The 22,819-nt window shown below is 66.6% G+C and carries 22 protein-coding genes and 1 tRNA gene; 16 read left to right on the top strand and 7 right to left on the bottom strand.

What is annotated here, in order from left to right:
- Nucleotides 1-233: 233 nt before the first annotated feature.
- The 5 genes from AC50X6_RS01890 (at nucleotide 234) to AC50X6_RS01910 (ending at nucleotide 5,734) form a co-directional block, all read left to right on the top strand.
- On the top strand, nucleotides 234-1,346 hold the full coding sequence (locus tag AC50X6_RS01890; protein WP_494964617.1) for a tyrosine-type recombinase/integrase: 1,113 nt from the start codon (nucleotides 234-236) through the stop codon (nucleotides 1,344-1,346).
- A gap of 13 nt (nucleotides 1,347-1,359) precedes the next feature.
- Nucleotides 1,360-3,006: a tyrosine-type recombinase/integrase gene (locus AC50X6_RS01895; protein WP_494964679.1), complete on the top strand. Its 1,647-nt coding sequence runs from the start codon at nucleotides 1,360-1,362 to the stop codon at nucleotides 3,004-3,006.
- A complete protein-coding gene (locus tag AC50X6_RS01900) occupies nucleotides 3,003-3,551 on the top strand; it encodes a hypothetical protein (protein ID WP_494964618.1) in 549 nt (182 codons plus the stop codon). Before AC50X6_RS01895 ends, AC50X6_RS01900 begins: the two co-directional genes overlap by 4 nt.
- 209 nt (nucleotides 3,552-3,760) lie before the next feature.
- Nucleotides 3,761-4,885, top strand: coding sequence for an FAD-dependent monooxygenase (locus tag AC50X6_RS01905; RefSeq protein WP_494964619.1), 1,125 nt, complete (start codon nucleotides 3,761-3,763; stop codon nucleotides 4,883-4,885).
- Nucleotides 4,886-5,023: 138 nt separating this feature from the next.
- Complete coding sequence (locus AC50X6_RS01910) at nucleotides 5,024-5,734, top strand: IS1634 family transposase N-terminal domain-related protein (protein ID WP_494964620.1); 711 nt, start codon at nucleotides 5,024-5,026, stop codon at nucleotides 5,732-5,734.
- Nucleotides 5,735-6,022: 288 nt separating this feature from the next.
- Here AC50X6_RS01910 and AC50X6_RS01915 read toward each other — a convergent pair whose 3' ends face one another.
- The gene (locus AC50X6_RS01915; protein ID WP_494964621.1) at nucleotides 6,023-6,334 is read right to left on the bottom strand and encodes an immunity protein CdiI family protein; all 312 of its coding nucleotides are present in this window, start codon (nucleotides 6,332-6,334) and stop codon (nucleotides 6,023-6,025) included.
- 1,061 nt (nucleotides 6,335-7,395) lie between these two features.
- On the opposite strand from AC50X6_RS01915, the gene AC50X6_RS01920 reads away from it, so the two are divergent.
- The 3 genes from AC50X6_RS01920 (at nucleotide 7,396) to AC50X6_RS01930 (ending at nucleotide 9,370) form a co-directional block, all read left to right on the top strand.
- On the top strand, nucleotides 7,396-7,986 hold the full coding sequence (locus AC50X6_RS01920; RefSeq protein WP_494964622.1) for a recombinase family protein: 591 nt from the start codon (nucleotides 7,396-7,398) through the stop codon (nucleotides 7,984-7,986).
- Nucleotides 7,987-8,184: 198 nt separating this feature from the next.
- Nucleotides 8,185-8,322, top strand: coding sequence for a hypothetical protein (locus tag AC50X6_RS01925; protein WP_494964623.1), 138 nt, complete (start codon nucleotides 8,185-8,187; stop codon nucleotides 8,320-8,322).
- A gap of 829 nt (nucleotides 8,323-9,151) precedes the next feature.
- Nucleotides 9,152-9,370 (top strand): putative endonuclease domain-containing protein, encoded by a 219-nt coding sequence (locus tag AC50X6_RS01930; protein WP_494964624.1) that lies wholly within the window; start codon nucleotides 9,152-9,154, stop codon nucleotides 9,368-9,370.
- A 206-nt stretch (nucleotides 9,371-9,576) separates the two neighbouring features.
- On the opposite strand, the gene AC50X6_RS01935 is transcribed toward AC50X6_RS01930, so the two are convergent.
- Nucleotides 9,577-9,664: transfer RNA gene (locus AC50X6_RS01935), tRNA-Ser, on the bottom strand.
- Nucleotides 9,665-9,826: 162 nt separating this feature from the next.
- Between AC50X6_RS01935 and AC50X6_RS01940 the strand changes: the two genes are divergently transcribed.
- From AC50X6_RS01940 to AC50X6_RS01970, 7 genes are all read left to right on the top strand, one after another.
- On the top strand, nucleotides 9,827-10,810 hold the full coding sequence (locus tag AC50X6_RS01940; protein ID WP_494964625.1) for an NAD(P)H-quinone oxidoreductase: 984 nt from the start codon (nucleotides 9,827-9,829) through the stop codon (nucleotides 10,808-10,810).
- A gap of 142 nt (nucleotides 10,811-10,952) precedes the next feature.
- The gene (locus tag AC50X6_RS01945; RefSeq protein WP_494964626.1) at nucleotides 10,953-11,489 is read left to right on the top strand and encodes a PadR family transcriptional regulator; all 537 of its coding nucleotides are present in this window, start codon (nucleotides 10,953-10,955) and stop codon (nucleotides 11,487-11,489) included.
- 186 nt (nucleotides 11,490-11,675) lie between these two features.
- Nucleotides 11,676-13,976 carry a carbon starvation CstA family protein gene (locus AC50X6_RS01950; RefSeq protein ID WP_494964627.1) on the top strand — a complete coding sequence of 767 codons (2,301 nt, stop codon included), beginning with the start codon at nucleotides 11,676-11,678 and terminating at the stop codon, nucleotides 13,974-13,976.
- 13 nt (nucleotides 13,977-13,989) lie between these two features.
- Nucleotides 13,990-14,181 carry a YbdD/YjiX family protein gene (locus tag AC50X6_RS01955; protein ID WP_494964628.1) on the top strand — a complete coding sequence of 64 codons (192 nt, stop codon included), beginning with the start codon at nucleotides 13,990-13,992 and terminating at the stop codon, nucleotides 14,179-14,181.
- 193 nt (nucleotides 14,182-14,374) lie between these two features.
- Nucleotides 14,375-15,013 carry a bacterial proteasome activator family protein gene (locus AC50X6_RS01960; RefSeq protein WP_494964629.1) on the top strand — a complete coding sequence of 213 codons (639 nt, stop codon included), beginning with the start codon at nucleotides 14,375-14,377 and terminating at the stop codon, nucleotides 15,011-15,013.
- Between the two features lie 5 nt (nucleotides 15,014-15,018).
- Complete coding sequence (locus AC50X6_RS01965; protein ID WP_494964630.1) at nucleotides 15,019-15,474, top strand: hypothetical protein; 456 nt, start codon at nucleotides 15,019-15,021, stop codon at nucleotides 15,472-15,474.
- A gap of 102 nt (nucleotides 15,475-15,576) precedes the next feature.
- A complete protein-coding gene (locus AC50X6_RS01970) occupies nucleotides 15,577-16,422 on the top strand; it encodes an aldo/keto reductase (protein WP_494964631.1) in 846 nt (281 codons plus the stop codon).
- A gap of 121 nt (nucleotides 16,423-16,543) precedes the next feature.
- On the opposite strand, the gene AC50X6_RS01975 is transcribed toward AC50X6_RS01970, so the two are convergent.
- The 3 genes from AC50X6_RS01975 to AC50X6_RS01985 form a co-directional block, all read right to left on the bottom strand.
- Nucleotides 16,544-16,723, bottom strand: a complete 180-nt coding sequence (locus AC50X6_RS01975) for a hypothetical protein (RefSeq protein ID WP_494964632.1) — start codon at nucleotides 16,721-16,723, stop codon at nucleotides 16,544-16,546.
- A gap of 39 nt (nucleotides 16,724-16,762) precedes the next feature.
- A complete protein-coding gene (locus AC50X6_RS01980) occupies nucleotides 16,763-17,812 on the bottom strand; it encodes a hypothetical protein (protein WP_494964633.1) in 1,050 nt (349 codons plus the stop codon).
- Between the two features lie 123 nt (nucleotides 17,813-17,935).
- Nucleotides 17,936-18,313 (bottom strand): hypothetical protein, encoded by a 378-nt coding sequence (locus tag AC50X6_RS01985; RefSeq protein WP_494964634.1) that lies wholly within the window; start codon nucleotides 18,311-18,313, stop codon nucleotides 17,936-17,938.
- 614 nt (nucleotides 18,314-18,927) lie between these two features.
- Between AC50X6_RS01985 and AC50X6_RS01990 the strand changes: the two genes are divergently transcribed.
- Complete coding sequence (locus AC50X6_RS01990) at nucleotides 18,928-20,523, top strand: cellulase family glycosylhydrolase (protein WP_494964635.1); 1,596 nt, start codon at nucleotides 18,928-18,930, stop codon at nucleotides 20,521-20,523.
- A 315-nt stretch (nucleotides 20,524-20,838) separates the two neighbouring features.
- On the opposite strand, the gene AC50X6_RS01995 is transcribed toward AC50X6_RS01990, so the two are convergent.
- Together AC50X6_RS01995 and AC50X6_RS02000 are read right to left on the bottom strand one after the other, a co-directional pair.
- Nucleotides 20,839-22,059, bottom strand: a complete 1,221-nt coding sequence (locus AC50X6_RS01995; RefSeq protein WP_494964636.1) for a diguanylate cyclase domain-containing protein — start codon at nucleotides 22,057-22,059, stop codon at nucleotides 20,839-20,841.
- Nucleotides 22,060-22,064: 5 nt separating this feature from the next.
- The gene (locus AC50X6_RS02000; protein ID WP_494964637.1) at nucleotides 22,065-22,616 is read right to left on the bottom strand and encodes a heme NO-binding domain-containing protein; all 552 of its coding nucleotides are present in this window, start codon (nucleotides 22,614-22,616) and stop codon (nucleotides 22,065-22,067) included.
- Nucleotides 22,617-22,819: the final 203 nt, after the last annotated feature.

Consider the following 22,819-nt stretch of genomic DNA (forward strand, 5'->3'; position numbering starts at 1 on the left):
CTGCAAGCTACAGACTCCTGAAAATAACGTTGTCGGACGTCCGGCCTGCGCGTCCCGCTTCTTTGGTTCTATAGGAGTCCGATCGCCTGTAGTGGACTGTGGCACAAGCTGGGTCGCTGGCTTGGTGGACGACGGGTTCTCTCCGTGTGTCGGTCAGGTGTTCATCTTCCTGGCGGCCATGATTGGCATAGGAGATGACTACGCGAAATTTTCCGGTCCAGATGCCTTCTGGAATGCGCTACTGGACAGTGATCGGCGAGGACCTGCTGGTCATGTCTGTGGCGGATGCATATCTGCGGTATTTACGGTTCGGGCGTGATGCTGCCGAGTCGACGACTAAGACCTACGCGGGCGCGGTCGCACTGTATCTGTCGTGGTGCGCGGCCACCGGGCAGGATTGGCGGGCCGCTGCGGGGAAGATGCCGGCGTTCGTATTGTGGCTCCGCCACTCCCCGTCGCAGCCGGGGACAACGACCGGCGGTCCGGTCGAGGCTGCGGTCCGAGGACCGCGGCGGATTAACTGCGTACTCGCAGGGGTGCGGGGCTTCCTGGCCTTTGCGGTGGATCACGGCGACGCTCCGAGAGGCGTGCTTGGCCATCTTTATGAGCTTGCCAATAGCCAGGATCTGCCGGCTGAGGCGCGCGGTGAGGACGGCGCCTGGAGGCTGCGGATGAAGGCCCGGCACCGGGTTCCGGCCATCAGACGACGGCCTGACCGGGCCAGCAACCAAGACGTCCTCGCACTGCTGAGGGCATGCCTCTCGGCGCGTGACCGGCTCCTGGTGACACTGCTCGCGCGGGCGGGTTTGCGCCGCGGCGAGCTGGTGGGGCTGCGGCGTGAGGATGTCCATTTCCTGGTCGACTCATCGTCCTTGGGCTGTGGCTTCCCCGGATCTCACCTGCACATGGTGCGGAGGCAGAACACGAATGGCGCGTGGGCAAAATCGCGGCACTCCCGGATCGTCCCGGTGGATTCTCTGGTCGTGTATGCCCACGACCAGTACTTCACCGAGAGAGCCATGAATCCCGCGGCAGGTGAGAGCGATTTCGTGTTCGTGAACCTGTTCCGGGCCCCCATCGGCGCGCCGATGACTCCCGCTGCGGTAAACGAATTCCTGGCCGCGGCCTCCCACCGCGCGGGTCTGGATCCGGCCGTGCACCCGCATGCGCTTCGACATGGATTTGCCAGCAACGTACTGGACGCCGGCGGGAGTATCGACGAGGTCCAGGAGCTACTCGGCCATACCTCGATCAGCTCGAGCCAGGTGTATCTCCATCCGGCACCGGAGAGGTTGCGCGCAGCGGTGGAGCGGGTAGCCCGGACCGCCACGTCACCGGGAACGTGACGAGGTGACCGCGATGCCAGCCCGTGCTCTGGTCACGCCGACGCGCGAGGACCAGCTGGAAGCAGAACAGGCCAAGGACATCTGGGCGATGTCCCTGTTTGGCCACAGCGGGCGGTTGGACTTCACTGCGATCAGCCAACCCTGGTTACGAGAGGGTGCGAAACGGTGGGCGATACACGACCTGATACGTCGTCGGGGCGAGGGCGCCACCACGGTGCTGAGGGCCCACGTGGCGGCAATGGCGGCGCTCTCAGAGAGCTTGCGGGCTCATCGAAACGACCGCGGCCTGATCATCCGTGACCTCGGCCGCCCCGACATTGAGTTGTTTCTGCAACGGCTCGCCTATCTGGAGCACTGTGGGAAGATCACCGCGTTGTCCCGATCCCTGAGCTGTCGAAAGGCCCATCATGCGCTGCGTCAGATGCGGCTGCTCGGCCTGACACGGGCCAGTGACCCTCTCAGCGGGCTGCCTGATGACTTCGCGTTCCGCCGCGAGGACGTTCCCCGGCGCCCCGACCGGCAAATTCCCAACCGGTCGCTGCCTCCCGAGATCCTTGCCCAGCTCTGCGATGCCCTGCCGCTGCTGCGCAGCCGCGTGCCCGACGAGCTGGCCGTTGCGATCGAGTTGCTCATTGACACAGGCCGCCGGCCCGGCGAGATCCTGAACCTGCCCTGGGGCTGCATAGACCGCGACCACGACGAGAACTATGTCCTGGTCTACGACGACCTCAAGAACAACAGGCCGGGCCTGCGGCTTCCGATCACCCAGGCGACCGCCGAGCTAATCACCACCCAACAGAAGGCAATCCGGGACCGGTTCCCCGACAGCAACCCGGCCTCGCTGGTTCTGCTGCCCTCAGACGAAGACCCGGACGGTCGGCGACCGATGGCCCGGCATCGCATCGGCCGGGCCCACCGCGGCTGGCTCGCTTCCCTGCCCTCTCCTCTCCGGCGCTCCGACGGCAGCAGCTACGACCTGACCACGATCACGCCCTACTCCTATCGGCACACCTACGCGCAACGGCATGCCGACGCCGACGCCGGCGTCGCGCTCGATGTACTCGCCGAGCTGATGGGCGACGAACTGTTGAGCTCGACCCAGGCCTACTACCAGGTCGGCGAGAAACGCCGACGTGACGCGGTCGACCGGCTGGCCGACCACCGGTTCGATCGGCATGGCAACCACCTCTGGCGAGACGCCCAGGCTCTACTCGACGACGAGCACGCACGCCACACACTCGGCCAGGTATCGGTGCCCTACGGCAACTGTCACGAACCCTCCAACGTCCAGGCAGGGGGTAGCGCCTGCCCATTCCGGTTTCGCTGCGTCGGCTGCGATCACTTCCACACCGATCCCTCGCACCTGCCAGAGTTGAAGGCATACCTGCACGACCTGCTCCGCGATCGCGAACGCGTGTTGGCCACCACCGATCTCGAAAACTGGGCCAGAACAGAAGCTCTACCCTCAGAGGAAGAAATCCGCCGCGTGAAAGAACTCGTGCACCGGGTCGGGGAACACCTTGAACAGCTCGCCCCCGCCGAACAAGCCGACATCGCCGCCGCCATTTCGGCCGTTCGCCGCACCCGCCAAGTGACCAGCCTGGGCATGCCCGCGATCAGGGGCAAGCTCGACACCAGCGCGGGACCGGAGAAACTGTGAACAGCAACACCAACGGCATCGCCGCGGCCCGGCAAGCCCACAGCACACGATGCCGCCAGCGTGTCCTCGACGCGCTCGAGCAAGCTGACCATCTGGGCACCGAAATCAGTATCTCGGCGATCGCCCGCCGCGCCGGCGTCGACCGCAGCTTCCTCTACCGCCACCGCGACCTTCACGCCGCGGTGCTTCTCAGGGCTGCCGAACCGACCACCACCAAGGCCGGAGGACCGGGCGTCAGCCGGCCATCCCTCGTAGCCGACCTGGCCAACGCTCATGACCGCATCGCACGGCTATCCCACGAAAACGCCCAGTTCCGCCAGCGCCTGTCCGAGCATCTCGGTGAACAAGCGTGGCGAGAGTCCGGCCTCGGGGCTCCCGACGATGTCGACCGTCTGCACCGCCGCGTCACCGAGCTGGAACAACAGACCACAGAACAACGCCGGCAACTCTCAGAACGCGACGACGAGCTCGACGCGGCACGGGCAGCCAACCGCGAGCTCATGACCCGGCTTAACCGGCCACACCCCGACGGGAGCAACCACTAGGCCCTCACCTGTGGGTGTCAGTTTCCGAAGTCGTCTGCACGGCGCACTACATGTTCGCAGGAGGAACCCTCACCAGGACAGGTGCTGCTTGGGGCGGCGCACAGCGCCGCTGCGAACCGCGGGGCCGCACAGTCGCGGCACCGGGCAGGGGCGCGGTCGCGGCGTCGACGAGGGCGCCGACTATGCTTACATTCGTGCAGAGAGTTTCGATGCTCATCTCAGGCAGCGGCATCGCGGGCTCGGCCCTCGCCGTACTGGCGTCGCGTGCCGGTTTAGACGTCACCGTCGTCGAGCGGGCCGCGGGCGAACGCTCGAGCGGCAGCCCGGTCGACGTGCACGGTCGCGCGTACGCGGTCGCCGAGTCGCTCGGCGTCATCGACCGCCTTCAGTCGGCGGCGACCGACGCCCGCGAGTTGACGATCGTCGATACCGTCGGCAATCCCGTCGCGCGCATGCGGATCAACGCCGCACGAGACCGGCGCCACATCGAACTCCCGCGTGCCGATCTCGCCGCGATCCTCGCGGGCGCAGGTGCCGACTACTACCAGCTGCTCCATTCCGACGAACTCACGGCGGTGATGAACGGCGCCCACGGCGTCGACGTCGAATTCGCCAAGGCGGCACCCCGCCGCTTCGACCTCGTCGTCGGCGCCGACGGGCTCCTCTCGGGGGTGCGCCGGCTCGCATTCGGCCCCGAGGGGGACTACGTCCGGTTCCTCGGTATGTACCTGGCAGGGATACGGACAGACGAGTCGCCCGCGGATCCGACCCAGGTCCTGCTCTACAACGAACCCGGCATCTCGACAACGGTGCACCCCGCCACGGGGCATCCGATGGCCGGATTCATCTTCCGCAGCACCGAGAAGGTGCACCACCGTGACCGGGACGGGCAGCTCGCCCTCCTGCGCGACCGGTACGGCGGGGCGGGCTGGCGCTCGCAGGAACTCCTCGAGCGGTACGCCGAGAGCGACGACACCTACTTCGACGCGGTGAGCCAGGTACGGATGCCGGCGTGGTCGACCGGTCGCGTCGGCCTCGTCGGCGACGCCGCGTCGAGCCTGTCGCTGTTCGGCGACGGCTCGAGCTCCGCGATCGTCGGCGCCGCCACCCTCGCAGAGGAGTTCGCCGCGGCGCGTGGGACCGGCGGCGACTGGGCCGCGGCCTTCGCGCGGTACGAGCGACGCCATCGGCGCGTCGTCGCGCCCAACGTGCGCGGGTTCGGGGTGGCATCACGCTTCATCGTCCCCGCGACCTCCCGCGGCATCGCAGCGCGCAACCTGCTGATCCGCGTCGGAGCCGTATTCAGCCGATCAGGCGGGAGCGCGCAGGCCTGACCGCGGGAATCCCGGTTCATCCCGCGTGCCGTGCGGCGGCCATGAGTGCGGCCTGACCCCCATCGCGGATGCCTCGACAACACCCGCCACCGGGCTGCAACGTCGCAGCGACACGGCGACGAGCCACGCGGTGTAGGCGTGAACACGTCTCGCCGGACGAATAAGTCCGGCCGGGACGTCGAGTACCGTTCCGTGCTGTTGCGCCGCACCTACCGGGAGGAAGGCAAAGTCAAGCACGAAACCCTGGCCAACCTCTCCGCGCTGCCTGATCCCGCGATTGAGACGTTGCGGGCCTCCCTGGCCGGCAAGACGATGGTGGAAGCCGGCGCTCACCTGCAGGTCACCCGCTCCCTGCCCCACGGGCATATCGAGGCCGTCTACGCCATGGCCAAAGGGCCGGGCTTCGAATCGACGCTGGGGCCGGCCTGCCTGGAACGGGACCTGGTCATGGCCTTGCTCGCCGCGCGGATCTGCGCGCCGTCCTCGAAGCTGGGCACCCTGTCCTGGTTCGCCGACACCACCCTCGGACACGATCTGGGCCCGGTGAGCTGCGACGATCTCTACCGGGCCATGGACTGGCTCGGTGCGCGCCAGACCCGGATCGAACGCTCTTCGCGCCACGTACGTGCCTTGGCGCGGAACCGTCCCGGAACGAGTTCCCCGGCCGGGCACCCGCGGGCCGGGTTGAGCGCGCCGGGGTCCAGGAAGTGCGCCTCCAGCGCCACCGCCCCGGCCGGGTCCAGGCCGGTGGTTTCGTCCACCATGATCCGGGCGTGGGCCCTGGAGATCGTCCCGGTCTGCAAGGCTCCCAGGGTCAGCGGCAGCTGCGTTGTCAGGGCCTGGCTCTGACCCAGCAGGGCCCCGGCGGCGTGTTCGCTGACGGTCAGGACGCAGGCGAGCTCGGCGACCAGTGCCATCTCCTGGACGGTGTGGTCCCCTGATCGAGCCGGCCGGGTAGGTGAGCTTCGCACCCACCGAGCGAAGGCCTCCCACTCAGCCGACGGGTCGTTAGAACGCAGGAGAAGAGGGCGTCGAGCTAGTCGGCGCCCTCTTCTGCGTTGCCCTTGGCAGCCCCGGCCACTCCTAGTCCTTGCTCGAGCGGAGTGCGCAAGAAAGGTTGTATCCTTTGACTGTTATCTAGAACCACAGCCGGAGACGGAAGCGAAATCTATCTCCGAGAACTTTTTCGAGTTCATCTCGGAGGCGGACCCCTTCCAGGTCAAAGTGTTTGCGGCGTTCCTCAGTCCCAAACATCCCTGTCTCTTCATTCGCATGTTCGTTGAAGAATTTCGCCCAGGCCACAAGATCCTCGTACAGAGCCTCTGGAAGTTCGCTCTTCCAATCAGGCACATCTTCTAGCGCCCAGAATATGGTGGACATCGGCCAGGTGTACCCGTAATCGACGTCGATAAGGATCTCGGGTCGAGGATCTTGTGAAGGCGTGGCCACAATACGACTCTATCCTCAGCAGCCGGGGCTGGTCGACGGGTATGAGGTTATGATTTTTCGGTTGGTTTCGGAGACTATGACCGTCGGATTGAACTGGATCGAGCCGTATGGGCCGGACATGAGTATCGGCGTTGTGTAGCAAAGCTTTCCGCCGCCCACACTCCGCGGATATCCGCCCGCGGGATACTCTACGGCCTGTCGCGTCGCCCAGACCATCAGATCGTCCCACAGGCCCCCGGTACCCACCTGATTGATTCGATTCTGCCACTGGCCTTGGTGATTAGCCCGAATGTGGACGTACCCCGAGGCGGAATCCCCGCAGCGAAGATCAACTGTGCCGAGATACGCTGCGTTGAAGTTCGCTACGCTGACATCTCCGTAGCCCCAGTTACAGAGCGCGATCGTACCCGGGTCCAAGTCAGGAGTGGCCTGGTCCCCGCCGACGGACACAACATCCGGCACAGGCGGTGCCGCCTGTACCGGGCTCATGGAGCCCATCGTTACGGACAGGGCCACCGCAATTGATGCAATAAGACGCTAAATAGACATGTTTCCCCCCCCAAAGGAATTTATGACAGTTAATTCACGTTTGTTGACAAACGTGTAAGCAGCATGACCTGCTGTGTCGGTTTTCGCAATGGGTTGGGGGAAACTTCGCGCGATTCGAGTGGAATCTGGGTGTCGATCTTGGGATGCAACAGCACCAGATTGGTTTATTGGCCTGCCGCTGGACTGGCAGCGGGACGTGTTGACGTGGGACGAGTTGTGGTTGCCTTGGTTGGTTCGGGCATACATAGGGGCAACGTTTCACCGGTGTGTCTTAGTAACCGTTGGAAGAGCCCGGCGTATACCGACGTCTCAAAGTCCGGGACAGCCCAAGGTGTCGCAGTCAGCGATCCCTTTCTGGGCATGTAGCGGGGTCTGTGCAGATGACTTTGGACATTTGTGCAGACAACTTCGGAAAATGACAGATTCGCCGCGTTTCCGTGGCCGCCCGATTCCCGTAAGACCCGCCCGAGAAAATGCCCGGTGACGGGGGGATAAACGGTACGTTCAGGACCATGACCGGACTGCTGATCGGATATGCGCGCGTATCCACCAACGACCAAGACCTCACCGCGCAGAAGAATGCCTTGGCCGCTCTGGGGGTGTCGTCGGAGAAGACCTTCACCGACCAGGGCCTGACCGGCGCCAACCGGGCACGGCCGGGACTACGGGAAGCGCTGGCCGCCTGCCGGGCGGGGGACACCTTGGTCGTGACCAAACTCGACCGCCTGGCCCGGTCACTGCGCGATGCAAAGGACATCGTCGACGAACTCACCCGGCGCGAGGTCAAGCTGAGCATCGGCGGCTCCGTCCACGACCCGACCGATCCCGTGGGCCGGCTCCTCTTCAACGTCCTCGCCATGGTCGCTGAATTCGAAGCCGACCTGATCCGGGCCCGAACCCGTGAAGGAATGGCGGTCGCCAAGACAAAGGGCCGCCTGCGGGGCAAGCAGCCCAAGCAGCCCAAGCTCTCGAAAAAACAGGAAGCACACCTGGTCTCCGTTCACCGGGCAGGAACACACACGACGGTGGAACTTGCCGAACTCTTCTCGGTAGCGCGTTCAACCGTCTACCGGGCCATTCAACGAGCCGGCGACAGCAAGTAACCCCCTTGTCAGACCCGGAGTAACCACTAGGCCCACACCTGTGGCTCACGCTAGAGCAACGCCCTACGGCGCCTGACATGCACAAACGACGCCGTTCCGCGCCGGAGTCTCGTCGGACCCCAATAGAACCAAGGAACCGGGACGGCTGAGCAGCGGAGGACCGGATGGCATCCGCCCGTGAGCTTTTGGGTTAGCCGCATGGGCACTGAGGCAATGATCATCCGCGAGGAGCACGATCCGTGCACGGAGAACGTCACGCAACGGGGCCCGGGCAAACACCGCGCGGGCGGACAGCACGGCTTCGTCGGCGCCGGACAGGCTGATCACGAACGGTGAAGAGATCACCATGTCATCCATTTATCCGCCGCCTATAGCGTCCCATCGCGGTGCCTCGCCGCATCGCCTCCCCGCCCCGGGAGTTGGGGCCGGCCCACCGGAGACTCGCGCCACAAAGCGGTAACAGAATGCCGCCACCAAGCGCCGAAGTCCGCAGGCTGTGGATAACCCGGCCCGTCCCGGCCCGTCCTGTGGCCTAATGGGCGGATGGCGACTGCGAAACCAAGGCCGGCGGACCTCGCCGCAGGCTCCTTCACTATCGGCGAAGCCAGGCTGGGCGGCATCTCTCCCTGGCGGGCCAAGGCCAAGGATCTCCACGTTCCCATCCGCGGCATCCGCGTGCCTATCGCCCGGGAGCAGACCCTCCTCGCCAGGGCCCGGCCGTACACCCGGCTCGGAACGCCGGACACCGTCAGCTTCTTCTCCGCCGCCGAAGTCCACTCCTTCAAGCTTCCCAGTCGGCTGGCGTCCGGGCGGCTGCCGCCGTCGGCCAGGCTGCTCGACCTGAGCCGCAGCGGTACCGCCGCGCCCCGCCGGAAAGGGGCCATCGGCCACCGCTCCCCGCTCACGCCGGACGACGTCGTCATCCTCGACGGGGTCCCGGTCACTTCCATGCTGCGGACGCTGCTGGGCCTGGCCGGGACCGGGGTCATGAGCCTGGAGGACCTCGTGGTCAGGCCTTCGGCTGCTCCGGAAGGCACTCGGCCTGGTTCGCGTCGGCGTCGACTCCCCGCCGGAAACCCGCCTCCGTTTACTCTTAGGGCGCTCCGCCCTGCCGGCCTTCGAGCCGAATTTCATCCTGCTGGACCGCCACGGTGCGCCGCTGCGGGTGGACCTCGCCTGCCCGGAGTACCGCCTGGCGGTGGAGTACGACGGCGGCCACCACCTGACACCGGCCCAGCAGCGGTCCAATGCGCTGCGGAACACACGAACCTTCGGTGCAGGGTGGGGGCAGCTGGTAGTCAACAAGCTCGACCTCAGGAACGGCGAGGGCTGGGTGCTGATGCGGGTCCGGCAGGCCTTGCGGGCGCAGGGCTGGCCCGGATGAACAGGCGACGGCGGTCGCTGCCTCGGGACAGCGCCGCGGGGGCAGTTCAGGGCGAATAGTCGGACCGTATCCGCCCTGAACTGCCCGCGCGGCGAAGGTGCGTGCCCGCTACAATACCCGGCCGCGCGGGGACGGCATCAACGCAGCCACGGAACGCAAAATGCCCCCGGCACTGCGGCAGGCGCAGGAGCCGGGGGCATTCGTCGCGGAAGGTAAGAGATTCGAACTCTTGGTACGGGGTTACCGCACACTGGTTTTCAAGACCAGCTCCATCGGCCGCTCGGACAACCTTCCCTAACGAGTAGTGTTCCATAGCCGGTGGGCAGCCACAAAAAACGCGGCGGCGCTCGCGGAAGGGCGCGGCTACTCCACTTACGCTGGGATGAGGTGCCGCCGGACGTGGTGTGCCGCAGGAGCATCCCTGCACCAAGTACGTTAGAAAATCGGGAGTTCTCCATGAAGGCTGTTTACATCTCCAAGCCCGGCGGGCCCGAGGCCCTGGAGATCCGCGAGGTTCCGGCCCCGGTGCCCGGCCCCGGCGAAGTGCTGATCGACGTCGTCGCCGCGGGGCTCAACCGCGCGGACGTCCAACAACGCCGGGGCTTCTACCCTCCACCGCCCGGGGCTTCCGAGATTCCCGGGCTGGAGGTTTCCGGCAGGATCGCGGGCTTCGGTCCCGGCGTCACCAGGCCGTTCACGGTTGGGGAGAAGGTCGTTGCCCTGCTGGCCGGCGGCGGCTACGCCGAGCAGGTGGTTGTCCCGGCAGGGCAGGTTCTGCGGATTCCCGACGGCGTCGATCTGGTCACCGCCGCCTCCCTGCCGGAGGTCTCCGCCACGGTCTATTCGAACCTGATCATGACCGCGCAGCTGCAGCCGGGCGAGACTGTACTCATCCACGGCGCCACGGGCGGCATCGGCACCATGGCCATCCAGCTCGCGAAGGCCATCGGCGCCCGCGTGGCCACGACGGCGGGTACGGCGGAGAAGGTCGGCACCGCCATAGCCTTCCTCGGCGCGGACATCGCGATCAACTATGCCGAGGAAGCCTTCCCGGAGAGCCTGCGCGCGCAGAACGGCGGCAAGGGCGCGGACGTCATCCTCGACGTCGTCGGAGCCAAATACCTCACCCAGAACGTGGATGCCCTGGCCGACTACGGGCGGCTCGTGGTGATCGGGCTCCTGGGCGGCGCCAGGGGCGAGCTGGACCTGGGCAGACTGCTCAGCAAAAGGGCCGCGATTATCGCCACGGCCCTGCGACCCCGGCCGGTGGAGGAAAAGACGGTCATCATGGACGCGGTCCGTGACGCGGTGTGGCCGCTGCTGGCCGACGGGCGGATCCGCCCTCTCGTGGCCAAGACCTTCCCGCTGGACCAAGTCCGCGCCGCGCACCGGTATTTCGACGGCGGCGACCACGTCGGCAAGATCCTGCTGGTCATGTAGCCCCGGCGCACGGGCACATATACCCAATAGGGCATACGCCGATTGCTTCGGGAGCCCGAATGCCGGTAATGTAATTCCATACGCGGTATACACGCGTCTTGGGGCGCGTGTATGCTGTCGTGCCGCTAGCGCCGGGAGCCCCATGTCCATCCGCCAGAGCATCCTCGCACTGCTGCAGGACCGGCCCCGCTACGGCTATCAGCTCAGGGGTGAATTCCAGGACCGCACAGGGTCGGCCTGGCCGCTCAACATCGGGCAGGTCTACACCACCCTTGACCGCCTGGAACGTGATGGCCTGGTCCGCAAGGATGAGGCCGACGGCGAGGGCCACGTCATCTACAGCATCACCGAGGCGGGCCAGGCCGAAGTCCGGGACTGGTTTACGTCGCCGGTTCCCCGCAGCAACCCGCCGCGCAACGAGCTGGCCATCAAGCTCGCGCTCGGCCTGACGCTTCCCGGGGTGGACGTCGGCGCCGCCATCCAGGCCCAGCGCGCTGTCTCCATCCGTGCGCTTCAGGACTACACAAAGGCCCGTCGCGACACCGCCGCCCAGCAGCGGCCGGCCGACACCGCGCGGCTCCTGGTGCTGGATTCGCTGATCTTCCAGACCGAAGCCGAGGTCCGCTGGCTGGATCTCTGCGAGGCCCGGCTGATGCAGCTCGCCAATCCGCCGGTCTAACCGGCGAAACCGGCACTCCTCCCGGGTGGCCCGCGGCACCGTTCCCGCCGTTCGTTGCAGCCGTTCGTCGCTGCTCCCGTACCGTCTGGCGCAAAGCCATACCCATCTGGATGCCGCGTTGGTAGGGTGCCTTGGGGCAGATCTGTCGAGTGGATTTGTCCAGCTGGGGTTTCTCAAGGAGGAGACATGGGCACAATGCCAGATGGCACGCCAAAAGACTTACAGGTTGAGGACGGCCTCACGCCGGATCCGGCACTGCCGCCGGCAGCTGTTGACGATGCCGTCCGCGGAGCCGAAGAGCGCAAATGGACGCCCGGCAAGATCGCGCTCTGGGTAGCGATTTCCCTGCTGGGCGCCGTTGCCTGGTTCATGCTCGCGATTGTCCGCGGCGAAACCGTCAACGCCATCTGGTTCGTGTTTGCCGCAGTGTGCACCTACCTGATCGGCTACCGCTTCTACTCCAAGGTCATTGAGCGTTACCTGCTCAAGCCCAATGACCGCCGGGCCACCCCCGCCGAGTACAAGGCCGATGGCAAGGACTACGTTCGCACGGACCGCAATGTCCTGTTTGGTCACCATTTCGCCGCCATCGCCGGCGCCGGTCCGCTGGTGGGCCCCATCCTGGCTGCCCAGATGGGCTACCTGCCTGGCACTATCTGGATCATCATCGGCGTCGTTTTTGCCGGCGCAGTCCAGGACTACGTCGTGTTGTTCTTCTCCATGCGGCGCGGCGGCCGTTCCCTCGGCCAGATGGCCCGCGAGGAACTCGGCGTCATCGGCGGCACCGCTGCCCTGATTGCCACCCTGCTGATCATGGTGATCATCGTCGCCATCCTGGCCCTCGTCGTCGTGAACGCGCTGGCCGAGAGCCCCTGGGGTGTCTTCTCCGTCGGCATGACCATCCCGATCGCCCTCTTTATGGGCATCTACCTGCGCTTCCTCCGTCCCGGCAAGATCATGGAAGTCTCCCTGATCGGCTTTGTCCTGCTGATGGCCGCCATCATCGGCGGCGGCGCCGTCGCCGCCACCGAATGGGGCGACGCGTTCTTCACCCTGGACAAGGTCACCATCGCCTGGGCCCTCATCGTCTACGGCTTCATCGCCGCAATCCTGCCGGTCTGGCTGCTGCTGGCCCCGCGTGACTACCTCTCCACCTTCATGAAGATCGGCGTTATCGTGATGCTGGCCGTCGCCGTCATCGTGGTCCGCCCGGAAATCTCCGTCCCGGCCTTCAGCGAATTCGCCAGCCGCGACAATGGTCCCGTCTTCCCGGGAGCGCTGTTCCCGTTCCTGTTCGTCACCATCGCGTGCGGTGCGCTGTCGGGCTTCCACGCCCTGATCGCGTCCGGCACCACGCCGAAGCTGATCGAGAAGGAACGCCAGACCCGCTACATCGGCTACGGCGGCATGCTGATGGAGTCCTTTGTAGCCATCATGGCCCTGGTCGCGGCGATCTCCATCGACCGCGGGCTCTACTTCGCCATGAACGCCCCGGCCGCCCTCACCGGCGGCACGGTGGAAACCGCGGCCGCCTGGGTCAACGGCCTGGGTCTCTCCGGCGTGAACATCAGCCCGAACATGCTCGCGGAAACGGCCGCCAACGTCGGTGAAGCCAGCATCGTTTCCCGCACCGGCGGCGCGCCCACACTGGCCGTGGGACTTGCCCACATCATGCAGCAGTTCATCGGCGGCACGGCCCTGATGGGCTTCTGGTACCACTTCGCCATCATGTTCGAGGCCCTTTTCATTCTCACAGCCGTCGACGCCGGCACCCGGGTGGCGCGTTTTATGCTGCAGGACTCCATCGGCAACTTCGTGCCCAAGTTCAAGGAGCACTCCTGGCGTCCCGGCGCCTGGCTTGCCACCGCCGTCATGGTGGGTGCCTGGGGTGCTGTGCTGTTGATGGGCGTTACCGATCCGCTGGGCGGCATCAACACGCTGTTCCCGCTGTTCGGCATCGCCAACCAGCTGCTGGCAGCCATTGCGCTGTCCGTCTGCCTGGCCATCGCGGCCAAGAAGGGCTCGTTCAAGTACCTCTGGATCGTGGCGCTGCCGCTGGCCTTCGCGGCCGTCGTGACCATAACGGCCAGCTACCAGAAGATTTTCTCCTCCACCCCGGCGGTGGGCTACTTCGCCAACAACGCAGCCTTCTCCGAGGCCCTTGCCGACGGCAAGACCTCCTTCGGCACGGCCAAGACCGTCCCGGCCATGGAAGCCGTGGTCCGCAACACCGCAATCCAGGGCTGGCTCTCGGTCATCTTCGTGGTGCTCAGCATCATTGTCATCACGGCGGCGCTGATCGCCACCTACAAGGCGTTCCGCAATGCCAGGGCGGGTGTGGTTAACACCGACAACGAGGACCCGGCCCTGCCGTCCCGCGTGTACGCCCCGGCGGGTGCGGTCCCATCGGCCGCCGAGCGCGAACTCGGGGCTGAGTGGGACAGACTGCCGGCTGGGAATCGGCTTGAAAAGGCCGCTCACCACTGATGCGGAGCCGGGAATGAACGTGGTAGTTGCAGGTTTCCGGGGTCTTGCCCGGTACCTGGGCGGGGTGATGGGCGCGGATGCCTACACGAAGTACCTGGAGCACCACGCAGCCTCGGGTCACGACGGGCCGCCGATGACCGCGCGGGAGTTCTGGCGGGACCACACGGACCGCCAGGACCGCAATCCGCAGAGCCGGTGCTGCTGATCAGCCGCCGCTGAGCTGAGGCCGCTGATCTGCGGCTGTGCCGTGGAATGCGGCTTTCGGGCGGCGTCGTTGGGCACCTGGGTGCCCGACGGCGTCGCCCGCCTTTTGTGCCCGCAACGGCTATGCTGCCGTGGCTTTCCCGGCTGTGCTACGTGTCCGGTGGGCCGCTCCCGGCTCGTGAGAGTATGAAGCCATGAGCGATCCAAGCGCTGTAAAGCCTGCCGAAGACGTTTCCGCCGGGGGGACTGCGCCCTACCGCAACCCCGTTCACGACGGCGGGCCGTCGCAGGAGCGCGGACCCGCCGCGGGCCGGCCTAAAGGCGGCCAGCTCCAGGACATGGTGGACGAACCCGCGAAGGTCATGCGGATCGGCACCATGATGAAGCAACTGCTGGACGAGGTGAAGTCCGCCCCGCTGGACGACGCCGCCCGGCTGCGACTGGCCGCAATCCACGAACGCTCCATCAGGGAACTTGAGGACGGCCTTGCGCCGGAGCTCGTCGCGGAACTTGAGCGCATCAACCTGCCTTTCTCCGAGGACACCACCCCCTCCGATGCGGAGCTGCGCATTGCCCAGGCCCAGTTGGTCGGCTGGCTCGAGGGCCTTTTTCATGGCATCCAGATGGCCCTCTCTGCCCAGCACGCCGCCCGGGACCAGGCCATGGCCCAACTGCAGCTCCGGCAGTTGCCGCCAGGAACGGTGATTGCGCCCGGCGTCATCATCGGGGATACCGGCGAGCCTCAGCGGGCGGCGGCGCCGAAGCCCGGCGCGGAGCCCGCGCAGCCGCCGGGTCCCGCCGATCCTGACCACGGCCCCGGCCAATACCTGTAGGGCACTTGGGATTCTTTACTGACGCCCGGCAGGGCCGCAAAGACGACGCCGAGCTCGGCAGGGGACTCTGGCGGCGTGCCCATGACCGTTTCACCCGCGGGCTGGACCGCTATCACCAGATCCTTGAGGGGGTGGAGGATGAAGCGCTCTACGCCGGTCTCCTGGAGATCGCCGATGAACTGTCCGCGCTCTCGGCGCGGGTCCGGCGGGTCTGCGTGGAAGCCCAGCGGCGCTCACCCAGCGACGGACTCGACGTCCCCGGCGTGCTGGGCGGCGTCCACCGGGCGCTGTCCACGGCGGGTAACTCCCTTGCGACGACGGCGGAGGCCGCCGCAATGCTGCGGCTCGCCGTCGGGCCCGTGTCCGCAGGCACAGAATCGGTGCGGCGGCGCGCCGACTCGGTGCTGGCGCAAGTCAGCGACGCCGAGCGGCGGCTGGCCGAGGCCTCGGACGCGGACTGAAAACCACGGTAAGCCGCCGGTGACGGAAATTCCCCGTTACGCGCGTAGCTTAGCCGTGCGCCTGCGCTGGCCGGACGGCCGGGACGTGGGCAGGATAGAGGGATGACTCTTTCACCGGTACTGGCTTTCAACGACGGAAACACCATTCCCCAGCTCGGTTACGGGGTGTGGCAGGTTGAAGACGACGTGGCCGAAAAGGTGGTGGGCCAGGCGTTAGAGGCCGGCTTCCGCCACATCGACACGGCGAAGATCTACGGCAACGAGGCGGGCGTGGGCCGCGCCATCGAGCGCTCGGGCCTCGGACCGGAGGAAACCTTCATCACCACCAAGCTGTGGAATTCGGACCAGGGCTACGAGTCCACGCTGAAGGCGTTCGAGGCGTCCATGGAACGGCTTGGCGTCAGGACGCTGGACCTGTACCTGATCCACTGGATGCAGCCCAAGCAGGACAAGTACGTGGACACCTGGAAGGCTCTTATCGAGCTCCAGAAGCAGGGCCGGGTCAAGACCATCGGCGTCTCGAACTTCAGCAAGGAAGGCCTGCAACGCCTGATCGACGAGACCGGCGTTGTTCCGGCCATCAACCAGGTTGAACTTCACCCCTTCTTCAACCAGGCCGGGCTGCGTGAGTTCAACGCCTCCAAGGGCATCCTCACCCAGGCCTGGTCGCCGCTGGGCCAGGGCGGCGAACTGCTGGCGAGCCCGATCATCGCGGCCATCGCCGACAAGCACAACGCCACTCCCGCGCAGGTAGTTATCGCCTGGCACCTCGCCATCGGCAACGTGGTCATCCCCAAGTCCGTGACCGAGTCCCGCATCCGGGAGAACTTCGCGGCACTGGACGTCAGCCTCGACGAAACCGATGTGCAGGCCATCAACGGCCTGGACAACTCGGCAGAGGATGCCGGACGCATCGGCCCGGACCCGGCAGTCTCCGACTTCGCCTAAGCTCCGCTTCTGCAGGACTGCGCTGCTTTAGCCGGACTGCTTCCGGCGGAAGACTGCAGCAGGGGCCGCTACCCGGCTCGGGTGGAGGCCCTTTCTGCTGCGTGGTTTTCCCCGGGGCGGGCTAGGCAGCTTCCCGTCCCTGCCGCAGCGGCACGGCGTCGATGATGGCCCACCCGTCCTCAGCCACGATGCGGCGGCTGGCGAATCGTTCCGCGTCCGCAGCATCACTGAAGCTTTCGGTGCGGACGCGGCCGCAGTCCGTGTCCAGATACGTCACTTCAAAGTACTGATTCGTTTCCATGGCTTAAGTGTGCAGCCGGCCTCCGACAGCAATGGTCGATCAGTCCGGTGTGTTGCCAAGCCGCAGCACCCGTTCCCGGGCGAAGTCTTCTTTGCGCAGTGCCTTGGCCGCTGCCCGGGCGGCCTGCTGCGCTTGGGCGGCGGACAGCTCCTGCTGTCTGCGCGCGGCTTTGAGGTCAAGTTCAGACTGCGTCAGCTGTTCCCTGAGGGTGCGCACGGCTCCCGCCAGCCGGGCTGCCAGCCTGGCGGACTCAACGAGCTCCACTTCATAGTGGCCGGCCTTCTCAGCGGCTTCGCGTGCCGATTGTTCGGCTTCCTGCAGCGCGGCCGCGGCGCGTTCCAGCGCCGACGGCGCCGGCGTCCGGTGCTCCTGCCGCACCGCCCGCAGCCGGGGCTGTTTCGGTCTTGCCGTCCGGGCGGCTGTGGAAAAAGTCCCGGCGGAAGTGCTGCCGGGAGTGCTGGTGGGGAGCTTTGAGGGTGTCGGAGCCGTTTCGGCCGGAGCCGATGGTGTCGGTGGTGCCGCCGGTGTCGATGGTGCCGAAAGAATCGGCAGGGCCACGGCACCTGCCAGATCCACGGCGTCGACTCCGTCGGCGGAGAGCCCGCGGAGCAGGCGCCCGCTCCGCACAGCGACCGACGCACCTTCATCGGCGGCTGCAGCGCGCAGTGTCTCTTCAACCTCCGCCGCAATCGTGCCGCTGATCTTCCGGCCCCATTGCTCCGCGAGAAGCCGCGCCGCCTGGACGGCACCGGAAACCAACTGCCGCCGCTCCCGTCCCAGCCGGCGAAGCTCGGCAGCGTCGAGGGCCGATTGCGCGGCACGCATCGACTGCCCCAGGACGGCGAGCTCCCGCAGGGTTCCCGGCTGCTGTGCCGCCAGGATGTTCACCGTCCATGCCGCCATGGACGGTTTGGGAAGGGAACGGACCTCCGCTGCCAAGGACCGCTGCTGCTTCGTGCCGGCGGTGTCCGTGCCGGCAGTGTTCGTGCCGGCGGCGGCCTTGGCGGCGGCCGTCCGGGCGGCCACAAATTCGTCGAATGGCAGGGCATAGAGGCGTGCCGCAATGTCCGCCAGCTCCAGCTCTCCCATGCAAGAATCATAGAAGCTGCGGCCCCTTCCACCGCGGAGTGCCGCCCCGATGCGGATGTGCGCGTTCGGGAGGAGGAGAGCACACTTGTCCACGTCGGCGTCGTCGGGCATCCCGGCCGGAGGCTAGGGCCGGCGGGATTTCCGCAGGATCACCAGGATCACCACGAAGGCGGAGAGCTGCAGGATGGCCACTGCCGCAACCAGCAGCGGCCGGGAGTCAAAAAGCGCGCCGTACAGCGCCCCGGGGCCAGCGCCAGCACCGGTGCGGCGGCGATCAGCAGGGGAAGCGCGAGGAGCGCGGCAGCGCCGGCCCGGTCGTACAGCACGCCGGTGGCGAGGGCGCCGAGGGCCGCCGCCGCCCCCCGCGTACATCAGCGGGACCACGGCGACGGGGACGGCCACCGTCGTCGTCAGGTGGAAGGAGATGACGCCGAAGGCCACCAGCCCCGCACTCCAGAAGAAGCCAGCAACGGCGAAGTGGGCGAAACTTCCGGTAAGCAACGGTGGCGGGTGGCCGGCAATGTCCGCGCCGCCGCCGGTGGCCAATACCGCGAAAGCCGCCGAGATCAGACCAGTGGCGGCTAGCAGCGCCGAGACCAGGAGCGGCCCGAGCAGTGCCCCGGTGAGGTCGAGGGACTTGTGGACCGCGAACCCGCGGCCGCGCCCGACGGGCTTGGCGGCGGCTGCCAGCAGGACGGTCTCGGCCGGGCTCCGGACGGCTCTGCCGAGCCGGGGTCTCCGAGCTGGGCCAGCAGGGGCCCGCCAGCGGATGGGCGCCGTCGGACACGACGTCGGCGGCCAGGCTGACGAGGCCGAACCCGATCACCGGGCCCCAGACGATCCGCCGCGTCATGCCCGGCGACCCGGAAGGTCCCGCCGGGGTCCGCTCTGGCAGTTCCATGTCCCAAGACTTGCTGACGGGTGCGTGCAAAGGCAACAGTCACAAAGCCCTCCCATCGCGGCACGGCAGGAAATATTCGTAAAAGGACATATTTCCCGCCTGGGCTTGATACTTTTTGTTTGCCGTTCCGCACTGTGCCGGCACACCCGACTCGGAGGAAAATGTGAAGCTGTTTGCGCACACGCCACGCCATGCCGGCGGAAGTCAAAAGGCGATGGCGGTCGGACTGTTCAGTGGCGCGGTGGCCGTGGCGCTCGCCCTGTCAGCCTTCGCCGTCTCGGCCCAGGCTGCTGGCCCGCGTGGAACCGCCATGACGGCGGAGACCGGATCCACCACACCGGCGACTGGCTGGCTGCACACCGACGGCGGGACGATCCGCGACTCGAACAACGGCGCGTACACGATCAAGGCGACGTCCTGGTTTGGCATGGAAACCTCCGACTGCATGCCGCACGGCCTGTGGGGGACCCTCACCATCGACGATGCCCTGGCCAATATCAAGTCGATGGGCTTCAACACCGTCCGGCTGCCGTTCTCCAACGAGTGCCTCGCAGCGGCGTCCATCAAGGGCAACCTGAACTACTGGGCCAACCGGGCATACGCCCTTGAGGGCAAGACGCCGCTGGTCCTGATGGACACCGTCATTGCCCGGGCCAAGGCCAACGGCCTGCAGATCATCCTGGACCGGCACCGCCCGTCCAGCGCCGACCAGTCCCCGCTCTGGTACACCACCGCCTACCCGGAGTCGACGTGGATCTCGGACTGGAAGATGCTCGCCGAGCGCTACAAGAATTATCCGACCGTCATCGGCGCGGACCTCCACAACGAGCCGGCCGGGGCCGCAAGCTGGGGCGGGCCCGCAGCGACCGACTGGCACGCGGCAGCCACCCGCGGCGGCAACGCCGTCCTGGCCTCCAACCCGAAGCTGCTGATCCTGGTCGAGGGCATCGAGAATCAGGGCGACGGCGCCGCTACCTGGTGGGGAGGCGGGCTCGCCGACGCCGGAGCAATGCCCGTCCTCCTGGACACCCCCAACCGCGTTGTCTACTCGCCGCACGACTACCCGGCCTCCCTTTACGCGCAGAAGTGGTTCAGCGACGTGAACTACCCGAACAACCTGCCCGCGGTCTGGGACAAGAACTGGGGTTACCTCCAGAAACAGGGCATCGCCCCGGTCCTGCTCGGCGAGTTCGGCAGCGCCCTGCAGACCACGTCGGATCAGCAGTGGATGGAGCGGATTGTCTCCTATCTGGGCACCAACGGCATGAGCTTTGCCTACTGGTCGTTCAACCCGAACAGCGGCGTCACCGGCGGCCTCGTCCAGGCGGACTGGCGCACACCCGAGGCCGCCAAGCTGGCCGCGCTGGCCCCGATCCTGGGCGGCACGCCCGTGGTCCCGACGGCGACGGCAACCCCGGCTCCTAACCCGACTGCTACGGCGGCCCCGGCTCCGACCCCGACGGCGGCCCCGGCTCCGACCCCGACGGCGGCCCCGGCTCCGACCCCGACGGCGGTCCCCGCGATCAGCGCGGCCTGGCGGCTCGCCAGCTCCTGGAACGGCGGCTACGTCGCCAACATTGACGTCACCGGGCTGCGGAGCGCCCTCACCTGGTCCGTGACCTGGCCGGACCCGAACGTAACGAGGATCGTCAACTCCTGGGGTGTGAAGTGCACGTTCATCGCCAATGTTTCGGTCACCTGCACCGGCTCCGAGTGGGCCACGGCGATCACTGCCGGGCAGAAGCGCACCGTGGGCCTGCAGGTGGATGCCGTGAAAGCTCCGGTCAACCCGGTGCTGACCGCCAGGTAGCGCCTCGTAGTGCTGACGGAGGCCGACGACTCCGAAACAATGGGCATCTTCTTGAGGTCTTTGAGGCCTGGGTCCAGAGGTTGGGATGGCTGGGCTCAGGGACATGCCCCGCGCGGGGGCCAGCGGATGGGCACAGTGCCATTATGCCCAGTCCCGGGTGCGAAGAATGGGCATGCCCCCCCGTCACCCGTGGTGCGGCCTGGCTACCCGCAGCCGGACCCACCCGGCGCGCGAAGGGACATGCCCCCGCGCCGGGGCCAGCGGATGGACGTAGTGCTGGTGATGGTCGCCTGGTCATGACGGACCAACTCATCGTCAGGTCGTGCGTGGCGCCAGCAATTTCCCTGACGGGACGCCGCCGGCGGCCCGTTTATGCGTGGCAGAATCGTAGATTTCGTAGCGGCCCTTGCCCAGGGCTTTAGCCCGGTACATGGCAAGGTCCGCATGCTGCAGCAGTTCATCGGCGGATTCACGGCCCGCTGTTCCGGCGGCGATGCCAATGCTGGCGCTGGCGAAAACTTCCTCGTTGTCAATGGTGAAGGGCCGTTTGAGGGCTGCCATCAGGCGTTCGGCCGCGCACTTTGCGTCATGGACGTCCGCAGCGCCCTCCAGCAGCACCGTGAACTCGTCTCCGCCTATCCGTGCCAGCGTGTCTTCTTCCCGCAGGCACGCCTTCAATCGCTGCGCCAACTGGACGATCAGGTCGTCGCCGGCGCGATGGCCCAGGCTGTCATTGACCCGTTTGAAATCGTCAAGGTCTATGAACAGCACCGCAAAGGTGTCATCACCCTGCCGGCGATGGTGCGCGACCGCATGAGCCAGCCGGTCGGCAAACAAGGAACGGTTGGGAAGGCCCGTCAGCCGGTCATGGAAGGCGTCATGAAGCAACCGGGTTTCGGCGCGGTTGCGTTCGGCTACGCGGCCGAGCTGGGTACCGATTCTTGCCATCAAGCGAAGCAGCGTCTCGTCCGGTTCCAGCACGCGGTCAGCGAAAAACTCCAGGACCGCCGTCACCTCATCGCCCATTAGGACCGGGAAAGCGGCGGCGGCCTTGAGCCCGATCCGTTCGGCCGCGGCCGCCCGCGGAAAATCCGGGTCGAGGGCGATGTCCGCGATCCAGGCAGGCGCCGCCCCTGCCAGGACCCGGCCTGGCAGGCCGACGCCGGAGTCGAAATCCGCGGACTCAGTGGTCTGATGAAAATCCCGGAACTGCCCCTCCTGGACGCCGTGCCAGATGGGAGTAGAGAGCAGCCGCGCCTCGGAACCGTCGCCGGCTACCAGATAGGCATGGCCCACCTGCCAGACGGTGAACTTGCAGACCGAGCGCACAGCGGACTGAAGCGCGTCGGCAACCGTCACAGCCTGGTTGGCGGCGTCCGCGATGGCTTCCAGGAGCAGTAGTTGCTGATTCTTCGCGAAAAGCCGGCGGAGCCCTTCCTCCGCAATCGATTCGGCTTCAAGGCGGGCGGCGCGTTCACGGTGGAGCCGCCGTCGAAGCTTGCCGTTCTCCGCCTCGGCCTCTTGCAGGCTATCCATGGTGCTCAGGCCTGCTTCGCGCCGTGGAAGGTTACGCGGCACACGCAGCTTGAGGCGCCCAGGTTCATGCACTGGAGTTGGTCAAAATCGAGGGTTTCGCCATAGTGGGCGGCGGCACCTTCAAGGAAACCGTGGGCCAGCGCACAAAGCCGGCGGGCGGAGCTGTAGGTCAGCTCCAGCGAACCGTCCGGCTCGTCACGGAACCCGAAGGTGGGGACATCAGCGCCGGGATAAATCATTCGGACCTCAGGATGGATGATGCTGTTGACGCTGAGCACAAACGGCCGGGTGGTGGAGTGTCCGCGGAAATAGCCCGGATACCGGACGGCGAGCAGCGGCATTGCTTCCCGTCCGAACCACCGCAGTATGTCAAAGGGCGTCGAATTCAACGAATCGGCGGCAAGGCTGAGCAACCGGAGGGCTTCCTCATCCGGATAGCTGCCCAAGGATGTGTACGAGCCGCTGAATCCGGCTCCGTCCAGCAGATCGTCCCAAGCGTCCTCGCCATGGTGCTGGATGATCACCTCTTCGAGCAAATTGAAAATGATGCCCTTCATTTGTCCTCCCCCATTGCGTGCCGATGACGCGCCCATTCCGTATAGGTGTCGCGCACGGGCGTCGCGAGTGCCGGTTCGCACGCGGCACGCCGCCGGTCCCGTTGCAGCGCGACGTCTAACGAGAATACGATACCGGCAGCAACTCCTGTGCGGGTGACGCGGCGGTCGAACGCGGCGACCGCAGGTCCGCCCCGGATTCCGCC

The sequence above is a fragment of the Pseudarthrobacter sp. HLT1-7 genome (genome assembly GCF_059383435.1).